At 68.6% G+C, this 25,040-nt stretch carries 23 protein-coding genes; 10 read left to right on the top strand and 13 right to left on the bottom strand.

Translation table 11 applies throughout. The annotated features are described in order from the left end of the window. The first annotated feature begins 8 nt into the window (after positions 1–8). On the top strand, positions 9–2,297 hold the full coding sequence (locus DPV74_RS23310) for an exo-beta-N-acetylmuramidase NamZ domain-containing protein (protein ID WP_119338021.1): 2,289 nt from the start codon (positions 9–11) through the stop codon (positions 2,295–2,297). A 294-nt stretch (positions 2,298–2,591) separates the two neighbouring features. Next, positions 2,592–3,725 (top strand): TIGR03364 family FAD-dependent oxidoreductase, encoded by a 1,134-nt coding sequence (locus DPV74_RS23305; RefSeq protein WP_240440011.1) that lies wholly within the window; start codon positions 2,592–2,594, stop codon positions 3,723–3,725. Positions 3,726–3,812: 87 nt separating this feature from the next. On the opposite strand, the gene DPV74_RS23300 is transcribed toward DPV74_RS23305, so the two are convergent. Beyond that, positions 3,813–4,430, bottom strand: a complete 618-nt coding sequence (locus tag DPV74_RS23300; RefSeq protein WP_205571934.1) for a hypothetical protein — start codon at positions 4,428–4,430, stop codon at positions 3,813–3,815. A 323-nt stretch (positions 4,431–4,753) separates the two neighbouring features. Between DPV74_RS23300 and DPV74_RS23295 the strand changes: the two genes are divergently transcribed. Next, complete coding sequence (locus tag DPV74_RS23295) at positions 4,754–5,863, top strand: DNA alkylation repair protein (protein WP_091923016.1); 1,110 nt, start codon at positions 4,754–4,756, stop codon at positions 5,861–5,863. Positions 5,864–5,900: 37 nt separating this feature from the next. Here the strand turns inward: DPV74_RS23295 and DPV74_RS23290 are convergent, their stop codons facing one another. The 4 genes from DPV74_RS23290 to DPV74_RS23275 form a co-directional block, all read right to left on the bottom strand. Then, a complete protein-coding gene (locus DPV74_RS23290) occupies positions 5,901–6,533 on the bottom strand; it encodes a hypothetical protein (protein WP_060061308.1) in 633 nt (210 codons plus the stop codon). A 33-nt stretch (positions 6,534–6,566) separates the two neighbouring features. Beyond that, positions 6,567–8,438 carry a hypothetical protein gene (locus tag DPV74_RS23285; protein WP_091923018.1) on the bottom strand — a complete coding sequence of 624 codons (1,872 nt, stop codon included), beginning with the start codon at positions 8,436–8,438 and terminating at the stop codon, positions 6,567–6,569. 173 nt (positions 8,439–8,611) lie between these two features. After that, positions 8,612–9,379: a hypothetical protein gene (locus DPV74_RS23280; protein WP_124672507.1), complete on the bottom strand. Its 768-nt coding sequence runs from the start codon at positions 9,377–9,379 to the stop codon at positions 8,612–8,614. 56 nt (positions 9,380–9,435) lie between these two features. Further along, complete coding sequence (locus DPV74_RS23275; protein ID WP_205571933.1) at positions 9,436–10,302, bottom strand: PASTA domain-containing protein; 867 nt, start codon at positions 10,300–10,302, stop codon at positions 9,436–9,438. 336 nt (positions 10,303–10,638) lie between these two features. On the opposite strand from DPV74_RS23275, the gene DPV74_RS23270 reads away from it, so the two are divergent. The 5 genes from DPV74_RS23270 (at position 10,639) to DPV74_RS23250 (ending at position 15,353) form a co-directional block, all read left to right on the top strand. After that, positions 10,639–11,010, top strand: a complete 372-nt coding sequence (locus DPV74_RS23270; protein ID WP_091923020.1) for a hypothetical protein — start codon at positions 10,639–10,641, stop codon at positions 11,008–11,010. After that, a complete protein-coding gene (locus DPV74_RS23265) occupies positions 11,010–11,957 on the top strand; it encodes a hypothetical protein (protein WP_240440010.1) in 948 nt (315 codons plus the stop codon). Before DPV74_RS23270 ends, DPV74_RS23265 begins: the two co-directional genes overlap by 1 nt. A 149-nt stretch (positions 11,958–12,106) precedes the next feature. Further along, positions 12,107–12,709, top strand: coding sequence for a TetR/AcrR family transcriptional regulator (locus DPV74_RS23260; RefSeq protein WP_060130013.1), 603 nt, complete (start codon positions 12,107–12,109; stop codon positions 12,707–12,709). A 419-nt stretch (positions 12,710–13,128) separates the two neighbouring features. Beyond that, the gene (locus DPV74_RS23255) at positions 13,129–13,848 is read left to right on the top strand and encodes a response regulator transcription factor (protein WP_021162521.1); all 720 of its coding nucleotides are present in this window, start codon (positions 13,129–13,131) and stop codon (positions 13,846–13,848) included. Then, a complete protein-coding gene (locus tag DPV74_RS23250) occupies positions 13,848–15,353 on the top strand; it encodes a HAMP domain-containing sensor histidine kinase (RefSeq protein WP_091923113.1) in 1,506 nt (501 codons plus the stop codon). Before DPV74_RS23255 ends, DPV74_RS23250 begins: the two co-directional genes overlap by 1 nt. 19 nt (positions 15,354–15,372) lie before the next feature. Here the strand turns inward: DPV74_RS23250 and DPV74_RS23245 are convergent, their stop codons facing one another. Together DPV74_RS23245 and DPV74_RS23240 are read right to left on the bottom strand one after the other, a co-directional pair. Continuing rightward, on the bottom strand, positions 15,373–16,476 hold the full coding sequence (locus DPV74_RS23245; protein WP_060318947.1) for an AraC family transcriptional regulator: 1,104 nt from the start codon (positions 16,474–16,476) through the stop codon (positions 15,373–15,375). A 452-nt stretch (positions 16,477–16,928) separates the two neighbouring features. Further along, entirely contained in the window at positions 16,929–17,717 is a 789-nt protein-coding gene (locus tag DPV74_RS23240) for an HAD-IIB family hydrolase (RefSeq protein ID WP_091923025.1), read from the bottom strand. Positions 17,718–18,020: 303 nt separating this feature from the next. Here DPV74_RS23240 and DPV74_RS23235 point away from each other — a divergent pair, with 303 nt between their 5' ends. Beyond that, entirely contained in the window at positions 18,021–19,655 is a 1,635-nt protein-coding gene (locus DPV74_RS23235) for an AMP-binding protein (protein WP_060082631.1), read from the top strand. Next, positions 19,655–20,809 (top strand): AraC family transcriptional regulator, encoded by a 1,155-nt coding sequence (locus DPV74_RS23230; protein ID WP_091923027.1) that lies wholly within the window; start codon positions 19,655–19,657, stop codon positions 20,807–20,809. The genes DPV74_RS23235 and DPV74_RS23230 overlap by 1 nt, the downstream gene beginning before the upstream one ends. 142 nt (positions 20,810–20,951) lie before the next feature. On the opposite strand, the gene DPV74_RS23225 is transcribed toward DPV74_RS23230, so the two are convergent. From DPV74_RS23225 to DPV74_RS23200, 6 genes are all read right to left on the bottom strand, one after another. Beyond that, positions 20,952–21,695: a hypothetical protein gene (locus tag DPV74_RS23225; protein ID WP_091923030.1), complete on the bottom strand. Its 744-nt coding sequence runs from the start codon at positions 21,693–21,695 to the stop codon at positions 20,952–20,954. A 52-nt stretch (positions 21,696–21,747) separates the two neighbouring features. Then, a complete protein-coding gene (locus tag DPV74_RS23220) occupies positions 21,748–22,188 on the bottom strand; it encodes a hypothetical protein (RefSeq protein WP_060082629.1) in 441 nt (146 codons plus the stop codon). A gap of 57 nt (positions 22,189–22,245) precedes the next feature. Further along, positions 22,246–23,721 carry an efflux transporter outer membrane subunit gene (locus tag DPV74_RS23215; RefSeq protein ID WP_091923115.1) on the bottom strand — a complete coding sequence of 492 codons (1,476 nt, stop codon included), beginning with the start codon at positions 23,719–23,721 and terminating at the stop codon, positions 22,246–22,248. 11 nt (positions 23,722–23,732) lie between these two features. Beyond that, a complete protein-coding gene (locus DPV74_RS23210) occupies positions 23,733–24,647 on the bottom strand; it encodes an HlyD family secretion protein (protein ID WP_048028680.1) in 915 nt (304 codons plus the stop codon). Between the two features lie 24 nt (positions 24,648–24,671). Further along, the gene (locus DPV74_RS23205) at positions 24,672–24,866 is read right to left on the bottom strand and encodes a DUF1656 domain-containing protein (RefSeq protein WP_027792350.1); all 195 of its coding nucleotides are present in this window, start codon (positions 24,864–24,866) and stop codon (positions 24,672–24,674) included. Further along, a partial coding sequence (locus DPV74_RS23200; RefSeq protein ID WP_162923111.1) for a hypothetical protein occupies positions 24,856–25,040 on the bottom strand: 185 nt, incomplete at its 5' end. The genes DPV74_RS23205 and DPV74_RS23200, both read right to left, overlap by 11 nt.

The raw sequence follows: 25,040 nt of genomic DNA, 5'->3' as shown, positions 1-25,040 counted from the left end.
CTCGCGCGGTGCGCGACGCGGCACCGGCGACGGCGGCGCAACGCCAGGCGGCCGCGATCGATGCGGCGATCGCGGCTGAAATCGCCGACGGCCATCTTGCCGGCGCGGTCGTCGTGACCGGCGACGCGGACGGTGTGCAGGTGCGCGTGGCGCGCGGCTTGCGGGTGACGGGTGAGCACGCGGAAGCGATGACGGCCGATACCGTCTTCGATCTTGCGTCGCTGACCAAGCCCGTGGCGACGGCGGTCGCGATCTTCCAGCTCGCGGAGCGCGGCCTGCTGGGCCTCGACGCACCGGCCGCGCGCTACTGGCCCGCATTCGCGGCGCACGGCAAGGACACGATCACGATCCGTCAGCTGCTCGCGCACGTGTCGGGCCTGCCGGCCGGCGTGTCGTCGTCGCGCGCATTGCTCAGCCGTGCGGCCGTGCTGGCCGACATCGTCGCGATGACGCCCGCGGAGCCTCCCGGCACCCGTGTGCGCTACAGCGACGTCAACTACGTGGCGCTCGGCGAGATCGTCGCGCGCGTGTCGGGGCAGCCGCTCGACACATGGTGTGCGGGTCACGTGTTCGCGCCGCTCGGCATGGCCGATACCACCTTCAGGCCGGGCACGGCGATACGGGCACGCGTCGCGCCGACGCTCGTTCGCGACGGGCGGTTGCTCAGGGGGCGCGTGCACGATCCCGTCGCGGCGGCGATGGGCGGTGTCGCGGGCAATGCGGGGTTGTTCTCGAGTGCCGGCGATCTGGCGCGCTTCGCGCGCATGCTCCTGAACGGCGGCACGCTCGGCGAGACACGCGTGCTCGGCGACGGCAGTGTCGCCGCGCTCGAGACGCCGGCCACGCTCGACGCCGAAGGCGACTGGCATACGCCCGGCTGGCGGGTCGGGCCGCCGCTCGTGGCGAACCGCTACCGGCTGCCGCCGGCCGGTGCGCTGGAGCATCTCGGCTATACGGGCACGGCGCTGTGGATCGATCCCGTGACGCGCCGTTTCGCGATCGTGCTGACGAGCCGGCTGTATCCCGACGAAGCCGGCACCGCGATGCCGCTGCGCGCGCTCGTGGTCGGCCTCGTATCGAGCGCGGCCGCGCCGGTGACGTCATTGCAGATCGCGACACGCGTGCCGACGATGGCTGCGGCCGTCGCGCAGGCCGGCCGGTTGCCGGTTTCGCGCGGGCCGGTGCTGGCCGGCATCGACGTGCTCGCGGCAAGCGGCTTCGCCGCCGTGGCCGGCAAGCGAATCGCATTCCTGACCAACAGGAGCGGATTCGACCGGTTCGGCCGGCGTTCGGCCGACTTGCTCGCGAGGGTGCCGGGCGCGCGGCTCGTCGCGCTGTTCGCGCCCGAGCACGGGCTCGGCACGGATGTCGACGAAACGTTCGGCGACACGACCGACGCCGCGACCGGCGTGACCGTTCACAGCCTCTACGGGGACCGGCGCAGGATCGCGCCCGAGTGGCTCGCCGACGTCGACGTGCTGGTGATCGACCTGCAGGATGCAGGCGTGCGCTTCTTCACGTATCTGGCCACGCTCGGCTACGCGCTGGAGGCAGCGGCCGCCGCGCACCGCCCGGTGCTCGTGCTCGACCGCCCCGACCCGCTGGGCGCCGACGTGGTCGGCGGCCCCGTGGCCGATGCGGAGCCGGCGACGTTCACCGGTTATTACCCGTTGCCGCTGCAGCCCGGCATGACGCTCGGCGAGCTCGCGCGGCTCTTCAATGCGCGCCTGCATATCGGCGCGGCGCTCACCGTGGTGCCGATGGCGAACTACGCGCGCGCGATGCGTTTCGACGACACCGGGCTCGGCTGGGTGCCGCCGTCGCCGAATTTGCGGGATGGCGCCGCCGTGTCGCTCTATCCGGAGACGGGGCTCATCGAGGGGGCGGCACTCAGCGTGGGGCGCGGAACCGCGACGCCGTTCGGCGTGGTCGGCGCGCCGTGGATCGACGGGCGCGTGCTCGCCGGCGATCTTCGCGCGACGGGGCTGGCTGCGACGTTCACGCCGGTCCGGTTCGTACCGACGGAGGGGCCGTACCGCGGCAGGTTGTGCGAAGGCGTGCGCATCCAACGGCGGCCCGGCGCGACGCGGCCGGGTGAGATCGGGCTGGCGCTCGCGCTGGCGTTGCGTCGGCGATATCCGCTGCAATTCCGGATCGATGCAATCCGCGCATCGATCGGCTCGCGCGAAGTGGCAGACATGCTGGATGAGGGGCGGCCGCTCGGCGATATCGAACGGGTGGTCGAGACGCGGAGCGTTGCGTTCGCGCGCGAACGTGCGGCATTTCTGCTGTACTGACCTCGGCATCGCGCTGTCCTGTCGCGCCGGTCACGTTGCGCCACGCGCCGGCGACGGCATGTGCGAATGCCGCGCACCAACGGATCGATGCGATTCTCCACGGCGTCGTGCAATGGCAAAATTTGCCAAAACATGCCGTTTTGTGGCTTTTCACGCGGATGTCATCTCGCGTCGCGATAGTGCGGGATCGCGCGCCAGTCACGGGGATCTACCCGCGGGACGCGGCGCACTGCAACCGACACGCACGCTCCGAACGGGCGGTGCGTCACATCTCGACAGAAGGAGCGTGCCATCGTGAACGCCATCGCAGCGGCGGATGCTTACGACGTGATCGTCGTCGGCGCGGGCATCGTCGGCCTCGCCCATGCCTATACGGCGGCGCTCGAGGGGCTGCGCGTCTGCGTGATCGAACGCGATGCCGCATGCGTGGGCGCGTCGATCCGCAATTTCGGTTTCGTCACGGTCACCGGGCAGCACGCCGGGCACAGCTGGCGGCGGGCGCGGGCGAGCCGCGAGGTCTGGGCGGACGTGGCGCCGCAAGCCGGCATCGACGTGCTTCACCAGGGCCTGCACCTGATTGCGCGTCGCCCCGAGGCGATGCACCTGATCGATGCGTTCATGCAGACCGGCATGGCCGACGGCTGCCGGGTCATGACGCCCGGCGAAGCGGCGGCCGTGGCGCCCGAGCTGCGGCTGGACGGCGCGCAGGGCGTCCTGCACAGCCCGCATGAACTGCGCATCGAGCCGCGTACCGCGATCGGGTTGCTGGCGTCATGGCTGGCCGAACGCTTCGGCGTGCGGTTCCGCTACGGCGAGCTGGTGCACGAGGTGCGCACGCCGACGGTCCGGACGTCGCGCGGCGTGCTGCACGCGGAGCGCGTGATCGTCTGCGGCAATGCGGACAGCCGTCACCTGTACGGCGACTGGTTCGCGCGGCACGAGGTCCGCCTGTGCCAGTTGCAGATGCTGCGCGTGCGGCCGCGCCGCCCGCCGGCGCTGCGCGCCGCGGTGATGAGCGACCTGAGCCTGCTGCGTTACGCGGGTTTCGCGGCGCTGCCCGCCGCCGGCGCGTTGCGTGCGCGCCTGAACGCGGAGGAGCCCGTGTGCGTCGGGTACGGCATCCACCTGATCGCGGTGCAGAGCGCCGACGGCAGTCTCGTGGTGGGCGATTCGCATGAATACGGCGCCGCACCGCTGCCGTTCGCAACGCAGGACATCGATGCGCAGATCCTGCGCCTGCTGCACGAGACGCTCGATGTACCGGAACTGGATGTGGTCGAGCGCTGGACCGGCAGCTATCCGTCGGCGCCCGATGCCGATTGCGTGATCGAAGCACCGGACGACGGCACGCGTGTCGTCGTCGTGACGAGCGGCGCCGGGATGAGCACGGGCTTCGGGATCGCGCAGGACGTGTTTGCCGCGTGGTGACGGCGTGGACGAGCCGGGGAGACTCGCGCGGCTGAACCGGCCGGCGCCTGCCGATCGACAGCAGGCGCCGGCGCGATCATGCAGCCGTCACGCGTGACGGCGTGCGCCGCATTCGCCGCAGAACAGGTCGTCGGCGGCCATCGGCTTGTGACACTGCGCACACGCCGTGGCTTCGTCCGTGGCGGGCGAGGCCGTATCCGACGCCGGCAGCGAAGCCGTGCCGGCCGCGCCGGCGGCGTGTGACGCGCGTGCTTTCGCGAGGTGATCGGCGGCGCGCTCGCGTGCCTGTTCGGCGTGGCGTTTCGCGTCCGCGACGTGCTGGCTCAGTTTCTCTTCGGTCGCGGAGAAATCGACGCCGCTGACCGTCTGCAGATAGATGAGGCACGTGCCGTTGACGAACGTCAGGAACGGGATCACGAGGCCGATCGCGACCAGCAGGCCGTTGCCGAAGCCGTACGCGCCCAGATAGGCCATGCTGCGGTAGTCGAACCCGCCTTCCGCCGCATCCGTGCCGAGGCCGTACGCGCCGGCATGACGGCCGAAGCCGCCCAGGCCGCCGAGCGTGCTCATCAGGCCGCCCAGCGGGCTGGTGCCGGTTGCCGCCGAGATCGACGAGGCGATCGCGGCGCCCGTGCCGAGAATCCCGAGTACGACCGCGGACAGGACGCCGACGAGCAGCAGCAGCCCGAACATCCTGACGATCACGCCGAGCAGCTGGCGGCGGCCGATCTGCAGCAGGCGCGCGGCGGTCTGCAGCGTCGAATTGCCTTGCCAGATGGCGGGCGCGGCCAGCGGTCAGTTGCGAAACCGGCTTTTCGGCGACGATCCATCCGCTGAGCCGCGGCGAGAACCGACGCATGAATGAATACCGTGCTCTCGCTCGCGATTCGCGATCCGCCCGTGCCGGCTGTACGCGCATCGGCGCAAGCCGGACAGGTAAAGTCTGCTGACAGAATCTGGCAGAGGCTTCGGCGATACTGTGCGTTTTCGCACCCGATGATCCGCGACGCGCGTCGGATCTCCACGTCATGACAACCACTCAAGTTCCCGTCCCGTTGAAGGAGTCGCTGGGGAAGCGGCAATTCCATGCGCTGTCCGACGCGCTGCATTCGATCGAGCCTGCCTTCGACCGGTCGGCATTTCTGGCGACGGCGCTCGAAGGCCTCGACGGCTTGACGTTGATGGAGCGCGTCAGGCGCGCCAGTCTCGCGATCGACACGGGCGCACGGCCGCTGCCGGGCGGCTACGATGCCGTGCTGGCGTTGTTGCAGGAGGCCGCGCCGCGATTGGGCCGGGGTTTCGTATCGCTCATCGCGCCCGATTACGTCGGGCAGTACGGTCGTCACGCGTTCGACCGTTCGATGGACGCGCTGAAATACTTCACGCCGTTCGGCACGTCGGAATTCGCGGTGCGCGAATTCCTGCGCATCGACCTGGCGCGTGCGCTCGCAACGATGGAAGCCTGGTCGCACGATGCGGACGATGCCGTGCGCCGGCTGGCGAGCGAGGGAAGTCGCCCGCGTCTGCCCTGGTCGTTCCGGCTCCGCGAGATCGAGGCCGACCCGTCGCTGGCCGCGCGGATTCTCGACAACCTTCGCTCCGACCCGAGCGCCTATGTGCGCCGCTCGGTCGCGAATCACCTGAACGACGTGGCGAAGACGCATCCGGCGTGGGTGCTCGATCGGGCCGAACGATGGGGCGGCGACCATCCGCATACGCGATGGATCGTCCGTCATGCGCTCCGCACGCTCGTGAAGCAGGGCAATGCGCGAGCGCTCGCGATCCTGGGTGCCGACAGCGCGCCGCGTCTGGAAATCGGCCCGTTCGGCGTGACGCCCGCGCAGGTGGTGCTCGGCGAGTCGATTACGCTCGCGTGCGAACTGCAATCGACGGCCGAGACCGCGCAGCGGCTCGTCGTCGATTACCGTATCGCGTATGTGAAGCAGAATGGCGACGCGTCGCCGAAGGTGTTCAAGCTGAAGGGGCTGACGCTCGAACCCGGGCAGCGCGTCACGCTGCAGCATAGTCGTCCGATGCGCGATTTCACGACGCGCCGGCACTATGCGGGCCGGCACGAGGTGGAGCTGATCGTCAACGGTCAGGTCGTTGCGCGATCGTTTTTCGAGCTCGCCGTGTGAGTCAATTCAGTGCCTGCGCAAAGGCAGGAGGCTTGCGCTATTGCACCAGTACCGCCTTGACGCAAGCCGGACCCGGTGGCTCGCCGTTATCGGAGTGTGCGCCGATGGCGTAGACCGAGACATGCATGCGTTGACGCTCGAAAGCATCGAAGAGCCACCGGCCGTGTTCGCCATAGTGAGGGTGACGACTGAACCCCATGGACTCCAGTGCCTCCGTGAACCGGGCGAAGTCGGGCTCGCACGCCGGCAACGGGGAGGCCGGCGCGCCGGGAATCGGATCGAACATCAGATCCACACGCGTACCGGTATCACCGATCGTCAGCCGTTGGAGACTGAATGCCCAGTTGCCCGGCAGGCGTTGACCATAGCCGAACTGATCCTTGTCGATCGCTTTGGTCTGCACGCCAAAGATGCGGTGTACCGTTTCGGGCGTGATGTCGGTCACCTGGCTGCTGTCCTGAAGCAGCGCCAGCATGCGTTGTAGCGCCTGCGTCGTGCTCAGGTTCGCCGGCGCCCGGGATTCGACGGGCGATTCGCCTGCGCGATCCGGCGCGGCCGAGTCCGCGAGCTGTCCGTATACGCAGTCAAAGGGCAAGCAAAAACTCAAGGCCGCCACGACAACCCCCGACGTGCGGAACAGGCTGCGGGCAATGGGCGGTTTGGCGGTCATGGCAATGTCCGGCGCGATGTTCGGGGCATGCGTCTAACGCACGCCAAGCGAATAGTCCTGGCCGTACACCGAGCGAAGTTCTCCCGGCTTGCCCAGGAGCCTGAGCGGGCGATACCTGGCATTGGACAGGATGCGCGTGGCGCGCGGGTAGAACCCCGGGTCGGAAGCCAGCCCCCTTACGTGCGCCATGTCGGCTGCGATGCGCGTGAGCGTGTAGCGCGTCAGGTCGCACTGGATCTGGCCGCCGGCGATCTCGCAGGCTTGCTTGTCGTAGTCCGCGTTGGGCGGGGTAGGGTACAGGCCGTCGATCACGATGGCTTCGCCCGGCGCTACGCTAAACGAAGCAAATTCGCGCTTGAGCCTGGTCGAGACTGCCAGCCCGTCGACGGATTTCTCGCGGGTGACGGTCTTCCATCCCGCAGGCTCGGTCATCTCCGACACCGTGCTCTTTTCCGTCGCCCAGAATGCGCAGCCGCCGCTCTGGACGAAGACCGACGAGCAGTACGTATTCGTGACCTCACGGTCACGATACTGCGCGTTGAACCATTCCTGCGACTGGATGAAGTCGGTGTTCTTCTTGGGCAGCAAGGCGATCAGCCCCAGCGGCGAGCTGCCCGGCTTCTGCCGGGTGCCGAGTTGCGACATCGCCTCGGAGGTCGTTTCGTAGGTGTTGCCGGCGACGGTGTACGTGCCCGGATTGACGATGTAGACGAAGTACTGGGCGTTGCCCGCCACGAAGGTCGATACGTAGCCGTGCAGCCCCACTTCGGTGAAGGGTTCGTCCGGCCCCACGCGTATCACGTCATGGGCATCGGTCTTGTTTTGCCAGATGGTGGTGGCCGTCACGTCGGTACGGAACGCCCATTTCCTTGGGTCGATCGCCTCGTTGCCGGTGTATTTTTTGTCGAGGTTGATCGCGGGCACGATCACGAGGGACTTGCCGGCCACCACGGCGCGGTTGATCAGCCAGTCGATGCCGGTGTGCCAGCTTTCCAGCTTGCGCTCGCGGGGAAGCGCCGGGGGCGCTTTCGATTCGCCCGGTGGTGCTGCCGTCATGGCCGCGACGAGCGTGCAGATTTCCTTGCGCAGCGTTTCGTCGTCCATCTCCTGCTTCGGGTTGAGTTGTGCGACCACGGAGATCACGCCCAGCGCCTCCTCCAGCATGAAGCGGATCGGGAACGAGCGCTTCTCTCCCTGTTCCGGGAGCGGCTGGACGATCGTGACGTCGGTCAGCGTGCCGTATCGTTCGTTCGACGTCACGCTCAGCTTTGCCGCGGTGGCGGCTTGTGTCAGCCGCGAGGCCGCGTCGGCCGGGTTCAGCGCCTTGATCGGCAACCAGGTGGTGTAGTGGCGGCCCGTGACGCCATCCAGCGCGGGGCGGAAGTTATAGGTGCAGGTGGTAAAGGCGGGCGCGCCGAGAAACGCGTCGCTGGACGACGCGGGCGCCGTGGCGGCCACGCCTGAGCCCACTGCGTTGCGGCTCATGTCGACGCGGCCGAGCATGCCGCACATGCCGCCCCGGATGGCTTCGGGTGCTGCCTGCATGCCCGGGGGCAACGTCGTCGCCACGGAAATGGTTTTCGTGTCCTGATTGGCCGTCAGCGTAATGGCGAAGCCGCGTGCGCGGTCGCTTTGCTTTTGCTGGATGGTCAACTGGCCCGCCGGGCCGGTGTAATTTTCGTCGCCGATCACGAAGCCGTCGCTCGCGGCAATCTGCTTGAGTTGCGCGATGGCGTTGCGTGCGTCCAGTCCCGGCACCGTGGAGAAGGTCGAGAAGCGCGTGCCGGTGTCGGTGTCGGCTTCACGCCTGAAATTGGCCTCGCAACCGGCCGCAGCCGCGGCGTGGTGCCAGCCGAGACCCAGCATCAGCCCGGCGAAGGCCAGGCGCAGGCGTGCGGAACGCATGGTGCTGCGTTTCCCGTGTAGTGATGGCGTCACGTCGATGTCCTCCAGTCGATCAGAAGTTCAGGTGTGCGGTCGAGCGCTCGACGCCTCGCGGTTTCGGCTGCCGTTGCGGCCGCGGGCAGGTGTCGTCATGCACGGCGCGTGCGAGCGGCGCGATGTCGAGGCGCGCTCGCTCAGGCGTCGGCGCGCTTGCACCGCATGCTCGTGATACGTTGGTCCGGCCTGTTGCGGTAGAACACGAAGGTGGTGGCCCCGGGGCCGTGATTGCCGCCATCTTCGTCGACGTAGGTTTCGGCAAACACCGGTACGGCCGCGTTGGCGATACTGACCCGGTAGAACACGTTCTTTTGCGTGTTGGGTGCGGTGGTGCCGTAGTCCCGCGCGCAACTGCCGGCGATGCGCTTGACCGCGGCACCTCTGCCGAACTGGCGCAGCAGAATGTCCTGCGTGTCGTCGTTCGGGTAGAACTTCCGCAGCACGATCGACAGGACGGCGGTCGCATTGCCGTTGAGTACGACGCCGACGTGGCCTTCGTTGTCTTTTTTGACGCCGGCGCTCTCGCCGACCTTGCCGTCCGGCACGTCCACCTCGCCAAAACCCGCAAGCAGCAGGCTGCCGCCACGGTAGCGCGTGGCCTCGCGGGCGTTCGCGTCCGGATTGACGAGCGGCCCGGCGTCGTCCCAGTGCACGCCGGTGACGCTGTCGAACGCTGGCCAGGTCGCCGGCTTCACTCCGCCGAACACACCCAACAGCGCCTGCAGCGGCAAATCCGCGGCCATTGCCGGCTCATGGGGGGCAGGCCGGGATGCGGCGGACGCAGGTGCTGTCATCGGGCGAACGGACGGCGTGGCGCGCTCGCACGCGTTCAGGCCGACCAGCAGCGCGCAAGCGGACAGCGTACGCAAGACGTTGGCCGAGGTTCGCATGTGCAGACGTTGCATGAGGCGCTCCGCATTCATGGAGGGCGCGGCCGGGCAGCGCGGCGGGCGATGGGAGATCAGCGGCACTTGACGTCGTAGTCCGTGACGGACGGGAGGGCGCCTTCGCCTACGGTGGTCAAGGTCAGCTTGCCGGCAGGGCCGGTGTAGCCGAAGTCGCAAAAGGCGAACCCGGTGCCCGCGCAGGACTCGGTCTCGACAATGCCGCGCCTGACCAGGTCGGACTGCCGCGGCTCTCCGCTGGCGCCGCCTCGCACCGGATTCCATCCGTTGGCGATCAGTGCCTTGCGGGCCTCGTCGATCGGCATGTTGTAGACGTTGGGCACCTTCGCGCGGCCTTGGCATACGGCGTCTTCGTCGGCCACCCTGGACAGGCGCAGCGTGCCGTCGCGGTCGACGTGCAGGTCGCCGGCGGGCGAGGGCGCGATGTCGCCATCCCAGATGCGCACGGCGCCGCTCTCGAGCGGGGCCAGTCTGCCGATGGCGGTATCTTCCGCCGATTTGCCATAGGCCAGCGCGATCAGCCTGCCGTTCTCGAACACGGCCACGTTGCCTTGCGTGATGCTGCAGGTGCCGCTGGTCGCTGCCTCCATCTGGCCCGCGAAGCTGATCGCGCGGTAGGGTCCCAGCGGCATGTCCGACATGACGGCCCAGCCTTGCGCTGCCACCAGCCTGGCCGCTGCCGATTTCGGCTGGATGACCAGTTGCGAGCAGTCTCCGCGATCGTTGGCGCTACCAGCCATGGGTAGATTCGCGAGCGGCTTCATGCGGATGTCCTTCAACTCGGACACGACGCGTGGCGCGGATACGGTCGTTTGTGCGGCGGCCGGCACGGTGAGCGCGAGGCCAAGCATCAGGCCGGCGCCATACAGGCAGCTCGATGCGAACGATGCGGCGAAACGAGGCGGAAAGGAGGCGCGCGGCATGGCGGAGAAATCCGTAGAGGTCGTGGAAGCGGGCTACGAGGTACGGTGCGTTTGTGTTTGCCTGTTGCCGGCATCGCGAGAGGGAATGCGTCGCCGGGTAACGTTTTTATGAAGCGCTTCCGCTTCCCGAATATCAGGATCGGAAAATATATTCAAAGGCAATAAAGCGGAGGCCGTTGCGCATGCATCGGCTGTTTCCGCTTCGACATTCGGGATTCTAGTCAAAGTAGATCGACTAGTATACATTCGTCATATCTTGCTTCCCGATCCGTAAAGACAGGCACCTGTTACCCGGCAGGAGGCGCCGCCGAATCCGGTGCAGGCAGGAATTTCACCATGACGCTGAAAGCCGGTATCGATGAAATCGCCCGGAGCCTCGACGGATTGCATCCGCCCTGGTTGCCCGCGTACGACATGCGGGCCTATGCGGCGAAAGTGGATTCGGAATGCGGATATGGCTCCGACATGATGGTCGCCATCGACATCAATACGAGAATGTTCGAGGAGATTGTTGCATTCGTGCATGTGTGCGGCGCGTTTGCCTCGCTGCAACCGTCCATTGCGCGACAGTACGCATGCGTGCGCAATGACAGCGCGGAAATCGACGACGTGCTCGCACTCAATGCTTCCCGGGCATGTCCGACATACACAGGGTTGCTGAAGTCGCTCGTCGATCGGGGCATCGTCGTGCGATGTGCGCTGGATTGATGTTCAACCCCAATGAGGGCTTCGTGCCGATTCAATCTGTACTGCGACGCATCGCGTTCGCAGTTGCGATCGGCACCTGGTCGAAGATGACCAAGCCTTTCGGACACCGTGCCATGCAGACAAGCGCATTCAGGAAACCCCCCGTTTTGTTCGCCCTGGTCAACCAGGCGCTCGCCCGCATCCCGCGTCGACGCCGGACGGCTCTTGGCGCGACAGTCGGGCTAATGCTGGCCGCCAGCGTGTTTTCGGGGTGTGCGCCCCTGTCGGCATCTGCGCCGATGGATCCCCAGCAACAGCTTGCCGCAGAGCAGCGCAATGCGAATGCGGTGTATAGCCAGAAGGTGTTGGCCTACAAGCCGATGTTCGAGAATCCTGGCGGCTATGGTCGAGCGCAGATACTGGAAGCGTACGAGGCGGTCCTCCAGCAGTACTCCGTCGCTGCAATCACGTATGTCCGTACCATCTATCCCGAGGCTCGACAGACGCTCCCGCCTGTCCTGCAGCCATTGCCGGCGCCGTCGGGGCCGGTCACGCTGGCGGTCGTCAATCGCGACTACGAGCATGTGCTTGGAATGGGCGCTGCGATGTGGGAGATGGATATGGCGGCGAACTTCGGCCGGCCATCCCGGTTCCCGATACCGAAATACACCGGTCCGGTGCTCATCATGCCGCCTACGCCACCGTTTCCGCCCTTGCAGGATGTTCGCGATCCGAAGTTCGCACGGCTCGTGGCCATGACGAAGAAACTGGACGATGCGCAGAAGGCGGATCTGGCACGAGAGCATGCCGCGATCGAACAGCAGTATGCCGAGCAGGCCGCGTGGCGGGCTCGACACCCGATGGGCCAGTACGATCACATCGATCCGAGAACCGGACTACCGTATGCGGCCCCGCAACAGGAGACGCAGCGATGGTGCATGATGAACGGCGGCCGGGTGCCTTGCTGAGACTGCCGCGCGCAGGGGCATGGCGGCCACGTGCTTGATGCCCCGCAACGCGTGGTCGTACCCGCAGCCTGCAACGCTTGCCCTGCAACCTGAAGAAGCGGTGCTGACGGCGGTGCTAAGATGCCGCCCCGTAGTCAGGAGAAGCATGCATGCGCGCGAGCAAACGCCAGCAAGTGGTGGACAAGGCCGGTGAGTTGTTTTCCCGCCATGGCTTTCATCCGGTCGGTATCGACTGGATCATCGCCGAGGCGGACGTGGCTCGCATGACGCTTTACCATCACTTCGCGAGCAAGGACGATCTGATCAAGGCGGTGCTGGAGCAGCGCTACACCTTCATCATGGACAGCATTGCCGCCAAGCTCGAACCGATGGCGGATGCCACTGCGCGCCTGAAGGGAATCTTCGACTGGTACGGCGTCTGGTTTCGCAGCCCCGAGTTTGCGGGCTGCCTGTTCGAGCGTGCGCTGGCCGAGTTCGGCGCGACCTGTCCCAAGGTGACCGACGTCGCGGTGCGCTACCGGGACGACCTGTTGGCCATCATGGAGCGCTTGCTGTCCGAGATCGTTCCACGTCGCCGGGCACATCGGCTGGCCGGCGTGTATGTGATGTTGCTGAGCGGGGCGACAGCGGATGCGCGTGCGATCGGAGATCCACGTGCCGCCGCGCGGGCGTGGGAGGCGGCGAAGGTGTTGCTGAACGAGTCAGCGGTCGCAACCGGGAGTACGCGTCAAACGCGTAGTCGTCAGGGTTAGGCATTTGCTGTCGGCTCCCCGCCGCGCGTTCCGTGCGCCGCGCGTGCCGGTCGGCGGCACTGAGTGTCGGAGGCGCCACTCACACAGCATCCAGCGCGGAATCGGATCGGCAATCCGGGGCGCGCCGCCATCGCTCGACAGATCCGCGCCCGAGGGTCCAGTTTGCGTCCGGACGGAACGGCGCAGGTTCCGTTTCATGGGGCCGGATTGGAGAGCCATGCCGGCATTGGCTCACGGGGCGGGCACGATGCAAAGATAAACGAAATGTGATCCCTCCCTCCCGCAAAATTTTGCACAATGGCGGCAGCGCGGCGCATTGCCGCGATTCGCTCCCCGGGGAACCCGGCCAGCCGGCCCGGGCCCGGGGCCGGCCCGAACCGATACCCGACCTCGGCACCGACGTGCCGCCATCCGCCGCCATGGACCAACCGAAACGCATCCTGATCGTCGAAGACGACGCCGACATCGCCGACGTGCTCAGCCTGCACCTGCGCGACGAGCGCTACGAGGTCGTGCACAGCGCGGACGGCGCCGAAGGGCTGCGCCTGCTCGAGCAGGGCGGCTGGGATGCGCTGATCCTCGACCTGATGCTGCCGGGCGTCGACGGCCTGGAAATCTGCCGGCGCGCGCGGGCGATGACGCGCTACACGCCGATCATCATCACGAGCGCGCGCTCGAGCGAGGTGCACCGGATCCTCGGCCTCGAGCTCGGCGCCGACGACTATCTGGCCAAGCCGTTCTCGGTGCTCGAACTCGTCGCGCGTGTGAAGGCGCTGCTGCGCCGCGTCGATGCGCTCGCGCGCGATTCGCGGATCGATGCGGGTACGCTCGACGTGGCGGGGCTGGCGATCGACCCGATCGCGCGCGAAGCGAGCGTGGACGGCGCGCGCATCGACCTCACGCCGCGCGAATTCGACCTGCTGTATTTCTTCGCGCGGCACCCGGGCAAGGTGTTCTCGCGGATGGACCTGCTCAATGCCGTGTGGGGTTACCAGCACGAAGGCTACGAACACACGGTCAACACCCACATCAACCGGCTGCGCGCGAAGATCGAGGCCGATCCGGCGGAGCCCGTGCGGATCCTCACCGTGTGGGGCCGCGGCTACAAGCTCGCCGCGCCGGGCCAGCGGGACGGATGATGAAGCTCACCCTCACCCAGCGGCTGTCGCTCGTGTTCTCGGTGCTGCTGCTCGCGTGCTCGGGCGCATCGGCGTGGCTGCAGATCCGCGCGAACGACATGCGCGAACAGGAAGTCGTGCAGGGGCTGTCGCGTGACCTCGCCGCCAATATCGTCGACAGCGTGACCCACAGCGCGCCGCTGATGGACGCCAACGGGCTGCGCCCGGACGCCGTGCGCACGCTGTTCGGCCAGCTGATGGGCGTGAACCCGAGCGTCGAGGTCTATCTGCTCGACAACGCGGGGCGCATCAAGGGCGACGATGCGCCGCCCGGCCACGTGAAGCGCGACCGCGTCGATCTCGCCCCCGTGCAGCGCTTCATCGCGGGCCAGCCGCTGCCGATCCTCGGCGACGACCCGCGCAGCCCCGACGCACGCAAGGTTTTCAGCGCCGCGCCGCTGCAGCGTGCGGGGCAGCCGCCGTCGGGCTACATCTACGTGGTGCTGCTCGGCGAAGCGCACGACCGGCTGGCCGCGCGCGTGGACGCCGGCAACGTGCTGCGCACGACGCTGTGGTCGATGGCGCTCGTCGCGCTGCTCGGCCTGCTCGCGGGCCTTACCGCGTTCAGCTTCATCACGCGCCCGCTGCGCCGGCTGACGGACGCGATGCGCCGCTTCGACGCGAACGGCACGCCCGACACGCAGCCGCCGGTGCCGCGCTCGCGGCCGGGCCGGCGCGGCGACGACATCGTCGTGCTCGAATCCGCGTTCGCGCAGATGGCCGACCGGATCGGCGACCAGTGGCGCGCGCTGACGCGCCAGGACCAGCAGCGGCGCGAGCTGATCACGAACATCTCGCACGACCTGCGCACGCCGCTCACGTCGCTGCACGGCTACCTGGAGACGCTGTCGCTGAAGGCCGACACGCTCGCCGACACCGAACGGCGTCGCTACCTGTCGATCGCGCTCGCGCAGAGCGCGAAGGTCGGGCGGCTCGCGCAGGCGCTGTTCGAGCTCGCACGCCTCGAATCGGGCGGCGTGCAGGCCGAGCGCGAGCCGTTCTCGCTCGTCGATCTCGTGCAGGACGTGTTCCAGAAGTTCGAGCTGACCGCGCAGGCGCGCGGCGTCGCGCTGCATGCGCGGATTCCGGCGCGGGTACCGGTCGTGTCGGCCGATCTCGGGATGATCGAGCGCGTGCTGACCAACCTGCTCGACAACGCGCTGCGGCATACGCCTGCGCACGGCGAGGTGGAGGTCGCGCTGGAGCCGCGCGGCGACCGCGTGCTCGTGACCGTGGCCGATACCGGGGAAGGGATTCCGGCGGCGCGGCGCGAAGGGTTGTTCCAGCGGCCGCAGCGGCCGATGAGCGGCGGCGCGGTGACGAGCGGCGGGCTCGGGCTGCTGATCGTGCACCGGATGCTGGCGCTCAACGGCAGCAGTATCCGGCTGGTCGACCGGCCCGGGCGGGGGGCGGTGTTCGAGTTCGCGCTGGCGGTGGCCGCGCCCGCGACCGGCGACGGGCGCTGAGCGCGGTCACTGCTCGCGCTCAGCCGCCGCGCTTGTTGCGCCGCACGTCGCTCGGCGTCATGCCGGTCCAGCGCTTGAACGCGTGGCGGAAACCCACCGCATCGCTGAAGCCGAGCGTCGATGCGATGTCCTCGGTGCTGAGCGTGGTCGTGCTGAGATAGTCGATCGCGAGCGCCTTGCGCACGCTCGCCAGCAGTTCGCTGTACGAGGTGCCTTCGGCTTCGAGCTTGCGGCGCAGCGTGCGCGACGTGATGCACAGGATCGCCGCGATCGCATCGATATCGGGGAATTGTCCCGGCGTGCGGGTGAGTTCCTGGTACACGCGCCGCGTGACGCCGGCCTGGCTGCGCAATTCGTCGAGCAGGCTCGCGCAATGCGACGACACCTGCGCGGCGGTAATCGGATTCGCGAGCTGCGGCGCGCGCGCGAGCCACGCGGCCGGGTAGCTGAGCACATGATGCGGCTGGTCGAACGCGATCGGGCATTCGAGCGCATCGCCCAGCAGCGCCGCGTGCGCCGGCTGCGGCTGCGCGAACTGCGCGCGCGCCGGCACGCACCACGCACCCATCACGTCCTTGATGATCGTCACGTGCAGCGCGAACTGCATGTCGATCAGGAAACGGTACAGCGGCTCGTCGAGATCGGGCAGCGCGACTTCGTGCCGGTCGGGAAACAGCCACGACGCGGTATCGCCCTGTTCGACCCAGCGGATCGCGAGCATGCCGTTCGCGAGCCGGTGATATTTGACGGCCGATTCGAACGCGTGCGCGAGCGATTCCGAGCACAGCATCGCGTAGCCGTACATCCCGTAGCTCGACACGTGCAGCCGGTGGCCGACGCGCACGCCGAGGTCGGAGCTGTCATAGCGGCCGATGGCATTGCGCGCGGCCGTGAGGAACTGCAGCGGCGACGTGAGCGTGAACGGGTCTGCGACGGCGGCCGGCGTGAGGCCGGTACCGTCGAGCACCGCGACCGGGTCGATGCCGGCTTGCGCGGCCACGTCGAGCAGCACGGCCAGCTTGGCCGGCGTGAAGCGCTGCTGGCGCAACGCGTGGGCCGGCTCGAGGTCCGGCAGGCGGGCGGCGCGGGCGGTCGTCGGGTTCAAGGGCACACTGCGCGGCATGGGAACATCCTGCGTCCGAATCGATATCGTTTACGGCACGCAATTCTGCTCGGGATCGGTCCCATGCGCCACAGGGTTCACCCTGACGATCACGCGACAGGATCACGCGACAGTCGATGCGCGAGCGCGGTCAGCCCCGCTAGGGCCTGTTCACGCTAATAACGGGCTTGCGCTGGCCCCCAGAAGGGCCGAGCGCAAGGATTGCGACGACCAACGGAAGTCCCCGTGGGACGAAGCGAATACTCGACGTATTCGCGAGGAGCATGACGCGGCGATCGGCCCTTCTGGGGGCCAGCCCCACGAACGAATTTTTCTAAACAGGGGAACGTGCCTTTCCGCCCACATTGCGGCGTCGTGCGTCGCTTGTTTGGCACGGCCAAACGGCGCTCCTTACTCCTTGCACTGCGAGCGGAAAGGCACGTTCGCAAGCCCGTTATTAGCGTGAACAGGCCCTAGTCCGCGCGCGTGCGCAGGATCGCGTCGGCGAACTCCACGAACCCGCTGCCGCCCGGGCCCTGCGTGATCCAGCGCGGCAACGCGGGCAACTGCCGCAGATACTCGACCACGGTGCTCATGCCGGCCGTGTGCGTGAAATAGCCGAACATCGGCGCATCGTTGGTGGAATCGCCGGAATAGGCGACACAATCGCGCGCCGCGCCGGCGCCCGCATCGACACCGAACGTGTCCGACAGCACGCGCAGCGACATCGACAGCTTGTCGTACCCGCCGACCCACCCGATGATCCACAGGTTGTTGATGGTCGCGTCCGCGCCGGCCTCGACCAGCGCGTCGCGGACCCGGTCGTCCTGGTCGCCGCCGGTGCGGGCGTACGCGAGCGACGTCAGCCTGAAATCCTGGTCGTCGGCGGGGCGGGCGGCGGGGACGGCGGCCTCGACCTGCCGCGCGATGCGCCGGAGTGCGTCGCGCGCGCCGGCGAGCGCATCGTCCGCATGCCAGTAACGGCGTTCGACGCCGTGCCCGTCCGGGCCGCGCCGGATGAAAAGGCCGCCGTTCTCGGCAATCACGCCGTCGACCGGCCACATGCGCGCCATCTGGTCGCACCAGCCCGCCGGCGCGGCCGTCACCGGGATCACGCGGATGCCGCCCGCCTGCAGGCGTTCGAGCGCCGTGTAGGTGCGGGCGGACAGGCGGCCGCGATGGGTCAGGGTCTCGTCCATGTCGGTCAGCAGGAAGCGGACGGACGAGAAGGTGTCGGCGGGGGCCAGGGAAAGCGGCTGCATGGTTTCGACAGCGGAATGACAGGCGTCGATTATGAAGAAGGGCGCCCGGCCGTGCCATGCCGCTTGCTGCTTTGCAATTCGTGCCGGGGAATAAGCGGTTTCCTGCGCCGGCCGGCGAAGTTGTCTGGACAAGCGTGCACGCCCGCGTGTCCGTTTCGATCATCTTTTCGGCCGCCCGGATCATTTTCAAAGCGCGCCGCGCGGGCGATAGTCGCCGGTCAGGCGACGGCCCGCGCTTCTCCGGCGTGCAGGCCGTCGCGCGAACGGCGCGCGGCCGGCGCGCCGTCCCCCGTGGAGTGAGACATGACGAAGAGACACTGGACCGGGTCGTATGGCTCGATCCCCGCCGAGATCGATCCCGATCGCCATCCTTCCGTAAGCGCGCTGCTGGACGACGCGATGCACCGTTTCGCCGATCGTCCGGCGTTCCATTCGTACGGCCGCACGCTCACCTATGCCGACGTCGACCGCCTGTCGACGGCGCTGGCCGCTTATCTGCAGCAGGTCGTGGGCGTGCGCAAGGGCGATCGCGTGGCCGTGATGCTGCCCAACGTGCTCGCGTTTCCGGTCGCGTTCGTCGCGGTCGCGAAGATCGGCGCGATCCAGGTCAACGTGAACCCGCTCTACACGGCACGCGAGCTCGAGCATCAGCTCAACGACGCGGGCGTCGAAGTCGCCCTGGTGTGCGGCGGGTCGATGGGCACGTTCGCCGAGGTGGTTGGCGGCACGCGCGTGCGCACCGTGCTGAGCGTCGGGCGCGGCGATCTCGGCGTCGTCGATGCGCCGGCCGGTGCATGCGACGCGCTGCCGCCCGGTTCGATCCCGCTCGCCGACGCCATCGCCGCCGGCGAATCGCTCGCGTTCGAGCCGGTGCCGCTCGGCGGCGCGGACCTGCTGCTGCTGCAGTACACGGGCGGCACGACCGGCCTGTCGAAGGGGGCCGCGCTGTCGCACCGCAACCTCGTCGCGAACATCGCGCAGTTCGGCGCGATCGTGCCGGCCGCGCGTGAGCCGGGCGAGGAGGTCGTCGTCACGGCGATCCCGATGTATCACATCTTCGCGCTGACGGTGAACTTCCTGTCCTACTTCGCGATCGGCGCGCAGAACTGGCTGGTCGCGAACCCGCGCGACATGGACGGTTTCATCGACGTGCTGAAGGCTGCGCGGCCGACGGTGTTCGTCGGCGTGAACACGCTGTATGCGGGGCTCGCCGGCCATCCGCGCCTGACGGAAGTCGACTGGTCGCGGCTGAAGCTGTCGGCCGGCGGCGGCGCGGCCGTGATCGACGTGATCTCGTCGCGCTGGAAGGCGGTGACGGGCAACTTCATCCGCGAGGGCTACGGGCTGTCGGAAACGTCGCCGGTCGTGTCGTTCAACCCGCAGTCGATCGACACGTTCACGGGCACCACGGGCCTGCCGCTGCCGTCGACCGACGTGAAGCTGCTCGACGACCAGGATCGCGAAGTCGCGATCGGCGAAGCCGGCGAAATCTGCGTGAAGGGGCCGCAGGTGATGAGCGGCTACTGGCAGAAACCGGACGCGAATGCGGCCGCGTTCACGGCCGACGGCTATTTCCGCACGGGTGACGTCGGCGTGTTCGACGAAGCCGGTTTCCTGCGGATCGTCGACCGCAAGAAGGACATGATCATCGTGTCGGGCTTCAACGTGTACCCGAACGAGGTGGAAGCCGTCGCGACCGCCATGCCGGGCGTTGCCGAATGCGCGTGCATCGGCGTGCCGGACGCGCGCACGGGCGAGGCCGTCAAGCTGTTCGTCGTGCTGGCGCAGGATGCGTACGTCTCGGAGGAACAACTCGTCGCGCATTGCCGCGCGAGCCTCGCGGCCTACAAGGTGCCGAAGCTGATCCGCTTCGTCGACCGCCTGCCGAAGTCGACCGTCGGCAAGATCCTGCGCCGGGAACTCAGCCGCACCGACTGATGGCGTCGGCGCGCCGCGCAAGGCCCGGCGCGCCCCGGGCCCGGAAGGCCCCGTGCGGGCCGCTCAAGTACAATGCGAGCGGTTCGACCGACGGGGACGCGATGACCGGTTCAGATGCACTTTCCGCCCAGCCCGGGCCCGGGCGGGCGCTGCCTTCGCCGAGTGCGACGGTGCCGATCTCGCTCGTCAACGGCTTCCTCGCGAGCGCGGGCGTGCAGCGCGACGTGGTCGAGCGCTACCTGCGCGGGGCCGGCATCCCGATCGAGCTGCTTGGCGAACCGCATGCGCGCGTGACGGAGGAGCAGTTCTCGACGCTGTACCGCACGCTCGCGATCGACCTCGACGACGAGATGCCCGGCATCTTCTCGCGCCCGCTGCGCGGCGGCACGCTGAAGTACCTGTGCCTGAGCCTGCTCGACGCGCGCAACCTCGAAACGGCGCAGCATCGTTTCGGGCAATTCTTCCATATCCTGCTCGACGATTTCTTCGTCGAATCGAAGCGCGACGGCCTCGTCGCGCAGGTGCTGCTGCGCCCGAACGACGCGATCGGCCCGATCGGCGCGCTCGGCCAGGAGTTGATGCTCAAGCTCGTGCACGGCGTGTGCTCCTGGCTGATCGGGCAGAAGATCCCGCTGCTGCAGATCGAGTTCGCGTGCCCGCGGCCGCGCCATGCGGTCGACCACCTGTATTTCTTCACCGGCTCCGTGGCGTTCGACTGCGAGCGCACGCTGATGCGCTTCAGCGCGGACTACCTCGACGCGCCGATCCGGCAGAGCAAGCGCAACCTGCGCAAGTTCCTCGCGCGCGCACCCGGCGACTGGATCTTCGAATCGTTCAGCGAACAGCTCGTGTGCCATCGCGTGCGGCAGTACCTGTCGGCCGCGTTGCCCGACCTGCCGGTGATCGACCAGGCGGCCGAGCACCTGCATTGCTCGGTGCGCACGTTGAGCCGCCACCTCGCCGCCGAAGGGACGACGTTCCAGGTGCTCAAGGACGAACTGCGGCGCGACATCGCGATCCAGCGGCTGACCGACACGCCCGACACGATCGCGGCGATCGGCGCCGACATCGGCTTCGACGATCCGAGCGCGTTCCATCGCGCGTTCCGGCACTGGACGGGGAGCACGCCGGGCACTTACCGGCGGCGCGCGTAGCGCATCGCTTCAAAGGTTCAAGGGTCAAGGTAGCCGGTTCCCATAACCGGCTCCCTTCTCGCGTTCCCATGGACGGCTCCCACGTCCGATACCGAACGCGGGAATCGCCACCGCGTGAATTCGGCGGGGCCTCGAAGCCGGTCTACTCGACCGCGACGCAGGCCAACGCGCCGCTCGACGCCGTCGCCCGCAGGTAGCGATCGCGGTCGGCCAGCCAGTCTTTCCGCTCGCCGCGCCAGCCCACCGCATGGATCTTGTCCATCTGGCGCGCGGCAACGGTTGCCGCGCAGGCCAGGCCGGGGAGCGGGATGTCGAGCAGGCGCCAGCGGCCCGCATGCGGCGTATCGACCTCGCGGAAGGGCCCCGCAAACGGCGCCAGCGACGCGAGCGTCGCGCCGTGTCCGCTTCCGCATGCATTCGAGAGGCTGTCCAGCCGAAGCTGGTCGCGCGATGCCGGGCCGGCGTACGTGCCGGCTTGCGCCATGCCCAGCCCGATCGGGCCACGGGCGATCGCGATCACGATCCAGATGCCGGCGTGGCCGACCACGATGTCGAGCCCGTCCAGCGAGTCGCCGCCCGCGATCGCGATATGGTCGGCCTCGCGCTCGAGCAGCGTGAGCTCGTCGGCAGCGCGGCCAGCCAGCGTCCCCAGGATCGCGCGCAGCGCCGACCGGCCGATCGCGAAGCGGCGGCCGTGCGCGCGGTTCGGATGCATCCTGGCACGCCGCAGTTCCGTCTTCGACAGGCAGAGATGGCCTTGTTCGCTGGTGACGAGCTGCCATTCACCGCGCAGTCGCCACAACAGGATTTCGCCCGGATCGGGCAGCCGCGTCGGACATGACGCCAGCGTGTGCGAGCCGGTGATCGTCAGGGCGGGATAGCGCATGCGGGCCCCCGTGTCGGTGGCGGATGCGACGTGGCCCGGCGTGCCGGCCCTGTCATGCCTGTTGTCCGGTTTGCAGCGCGTCGTTGCCCGGATGCTGCCGCGTGAGCCGGGCGGCGAGCGAGACGGCCTGCCCGAACGACGCCACCGCGTGATGCGGAATCCCGAATGCCTTGACGGCGACCTCGCCCTGCGCGGCCACTTCCGCGCGCCGGTCGGGATCGGGTTCGACGCTGACGAGCGCCTTGCAGACGGCGCCCAGTGCGACCTTGTTCTGCTTGAGCCAGACCGCGCGGTGCTTGCGGTCGTCGTGGCTCTCGTCGTTATCGAGCTCGACGTAGACGATCACGAACGGCTCGCCGTGGCGCATCAGCGTGTCGATCTCGCCTTCCCAGCGCGGCGCGTAGCCCGGTGTCGCGTGTTCGGGGCGAAACACGCAGACCGGAAAGAGATGGATGTCGTGTAGCGCGAAATCATTCGGATTGAGAGCGGACATCGAGGGTTCTCCGTTGGATGAGCGACGCCGAAGCGTCGGGTGGCCGTGCGTGGGCATTCAATGCGCGCTCGCTTGCGCCGCGGCGGCCTGCGCGACCGGCGGCGCGGCGCGCCAGCCGACGCCGAGCGACTTGTAGAGCGCGATCGCGCCCTGCACCTGGGCGAGCCGGCTGAGCGCGAGCGCGTCGCGGGCGCGGTACGTGGCGCGCTGCGCCGTGAGCACCGACAGGTATTCGCCGAGGCCGTTGCGATACAGCCGCGTCGCGCGCGACTGCGCATCCTGGCTGCTGTCGACCGCCGCGGCGAGCATGGCTTGCTGGTCGCGCGCGGCGCCGATCGCCACCAGCGCGTCCTCGACATCGCGAAACGCGCCGCGGATGCGCTGCTCGTATGCGAGCCGGGCCGCCTCGGCGGCCGCGCGCGCGGCGTCGACGCCGGCTTTCGCGCGGCCGCCGTCGTACAGCGTCTGCGTGCCGTCGAGCGCGACCGACCATGCGACGCTCGCGCCCGAGAACAGGTCCTGCACGAGGCTCGCCGTCGTGCCCAGACTCAGCGGAATCGCGAAATGCGGAAACTGCTCGGCGCGCGCGACGCCGATCTGCGCGGTCGCGGCGGCGAGCCGCCGTTCGGCGGCGCGAATGTCGGGGCGCTCGCGGATCACGTCCGACGGCAGCGTGACGGGCAGCGCTGGCGCGACCGGCAGGGTCGCGCCGGGCGCGCTCAGCGTGTCGCGCAGCGTTTCCGGAAAACCGCCGACGAGCACGCCGATCGCGTGGGCGAGCCGCGCGACGTCCTGCTGCAGCGGCGGCACCGCCGCCTGCGCGAGCTGCAGTTCGGCACGCGCCTGCGCGACCGCGAACGACGTGCCGAGGCCGCGCCGGTTCGAGCGCTCGGTCAGCTGCCGCGTGGCGTCGAGGCTCGCGACGTTGTCCGTTGCGATCCGCAGCCGCTCCTGGGTCGCGCGCAGTTCCGCGTAATCGGATGCAAGCTCGGCCAGCAGGCTCACGAGGATCGCGTGGCGATCGTCGTCGAGCGCGTCGATCTGCGCATCGGCGGATTCGACCGCGCGTCGCGTGCCGCCGAACAGGTCGAGTTCCCACGACGCATCGAAGCCGAGCCGGTAGGTGCGCGACTGGCCGATCCCGGGCGGCCATTCGAGCGCCCGCGACGAGCGCAGCGCATCGGCGTTCCCGCCCGCGGTGACGGTCGGGCCGAGGCGGCTCGCGATCTGGTCGCGTTCGGCGCGCGCCTGCAGCAAGCGCTGGCGCGCGATCGCGAGATCCTGGTTGTGCGCGATCGCCTGCTCGACCAGCGCATCGAGCTGCGCATCGCCGAATGCGCGCCACCAGTCCTGCAACTGCGCGGGGTCGGCCGTCACCGTGTCGCGCGGCGCGATCCAGCCGGGCGGATGCGCGGGCTGCGGCGCCACGTAATCGGGGCCGACCGTCGTGCATGCGGCCAGCGCGCACGCGCAGGCTACGACGAAGGCGCGCACGCGGCACGTCGCGCGCATCGGAGGGAACAGGCATCGCATCGTCGCCTCCGTCACATCCACGCGTGCAGCCACGACGCGAGCCGGCCGCGCGGCGTGCGCTCGCGCCCGCGTTCGCCGACTTCGACGCTGCACGTCATGCCGGCCGCCAGCAGCACGCCGGCCGGCACCCGGTCGATCTCGATGCGCACCGGAATGCGCTGCGCGAGCCGCACCCAGCTGAAGGTCGGGTTGACGGCCGGCAGGCCGAGTTCGTCGAGCGTGCCGTTTTCGTCGGCGATGCCGCGGCCGATGCTCGTCACGTGCCCGCTCAGCAGCGGATCGAAGCCCATCAGCCGGATCGTCGCGGGTGCGCCCGTCGCGACGCGGCGCAGCTTGGTCTCCTCGAAATAGCCGGTGATCCAGAAGCTGTGCGCGTCGAGTACCGAGATGCCGGGCTTGCCTTCGACCGCGTAGTCGCCGTGGCGCAGGCGCAACTGCGTCACGTAACCGTCGACCGGCGAGCGCAGCGTCGTGCGTTCGAGGTCGAGCTTCGCGACATCGAGCGCGGCCAGCGCCTTGCGGTACTCGGCCTGCGCGATCGCCACCGCGCGGCTCGAGCGCTGGATGTCCTCCCGCGGCACGAGATCGTCGAGGCCGGTGCGCCGCTGCGCTTCGTCGCGCTTCTGGCGCATCGACTCGGCGGTCGCGGCGACCTGCGCCTCGGCCTGTTCCACCGCCAGCGCGAAGCGCTGCGGATCGATCCGGTACAGCACGTCGCCTTTCGCGACGCGCTGGTTGTCGACCACCGCGACTTCGACGACGGTGCCCGACACTTCGGGCGCGATCCGCACGACGTGCGCGCTGACACGCGCATCGCGCGTCCACGGCGCGAGGACGTATGCGTGCCAGAGGGCGGCGACCAGCACGATCGCCACGGCCACGGTGGCGAGCGTCAGCAGGGAGCGGGTGAGGGGTTTGAGCGACATGACGCGATACATTCCGACGGGAGGCTAGAAATAGAGGATCAGCGTGGCGACCAGCACGAGCGAAATCGCGAACTCGAACAGTGCCGGATGCCACACGCGGCGCAGCACGCCGAGCCGCGCGAGCAGCGCGCGCACGGCCAGGTAGAGCGGCACGGTCGCGCACGCATAGACGAAAAAGGGCGGCAGGTAGATACCGGCCAGCGGGAATTCACTGAGCATCGCGGGCGCGCTCCGGAACGGCGGTGAAATAGGCGGCGTACGTGTGCAGCAGCACGTGGACGTCGGCGAACGCGGCCATCAGCCACTTCAGTTCGGTGTTGCCCGGCTGCGCGGCGGCGAGACCGGCCAGCACGTGCGCGGCGCGCCGAGCATGCCGGGCCGCGCGCGGCGGGG

The sequence above is a fragment of the Burkholderia sp. HAN2018 genome (assembly GCF_024704855.1).
In the GTDB taxonomy this organism is placed as follows: Bacteria; Pseudomonadota; Gammaproteobacteria; order Burkholderiales; family Burkholderiaceae; genus Burkholderia; species Burkholderia cepacia.
The sequence above is the reverse complement of the archived record's forward strand: the minus strand, read 5'-3'. Positions and strand labels throughout refer to the sequence as shown.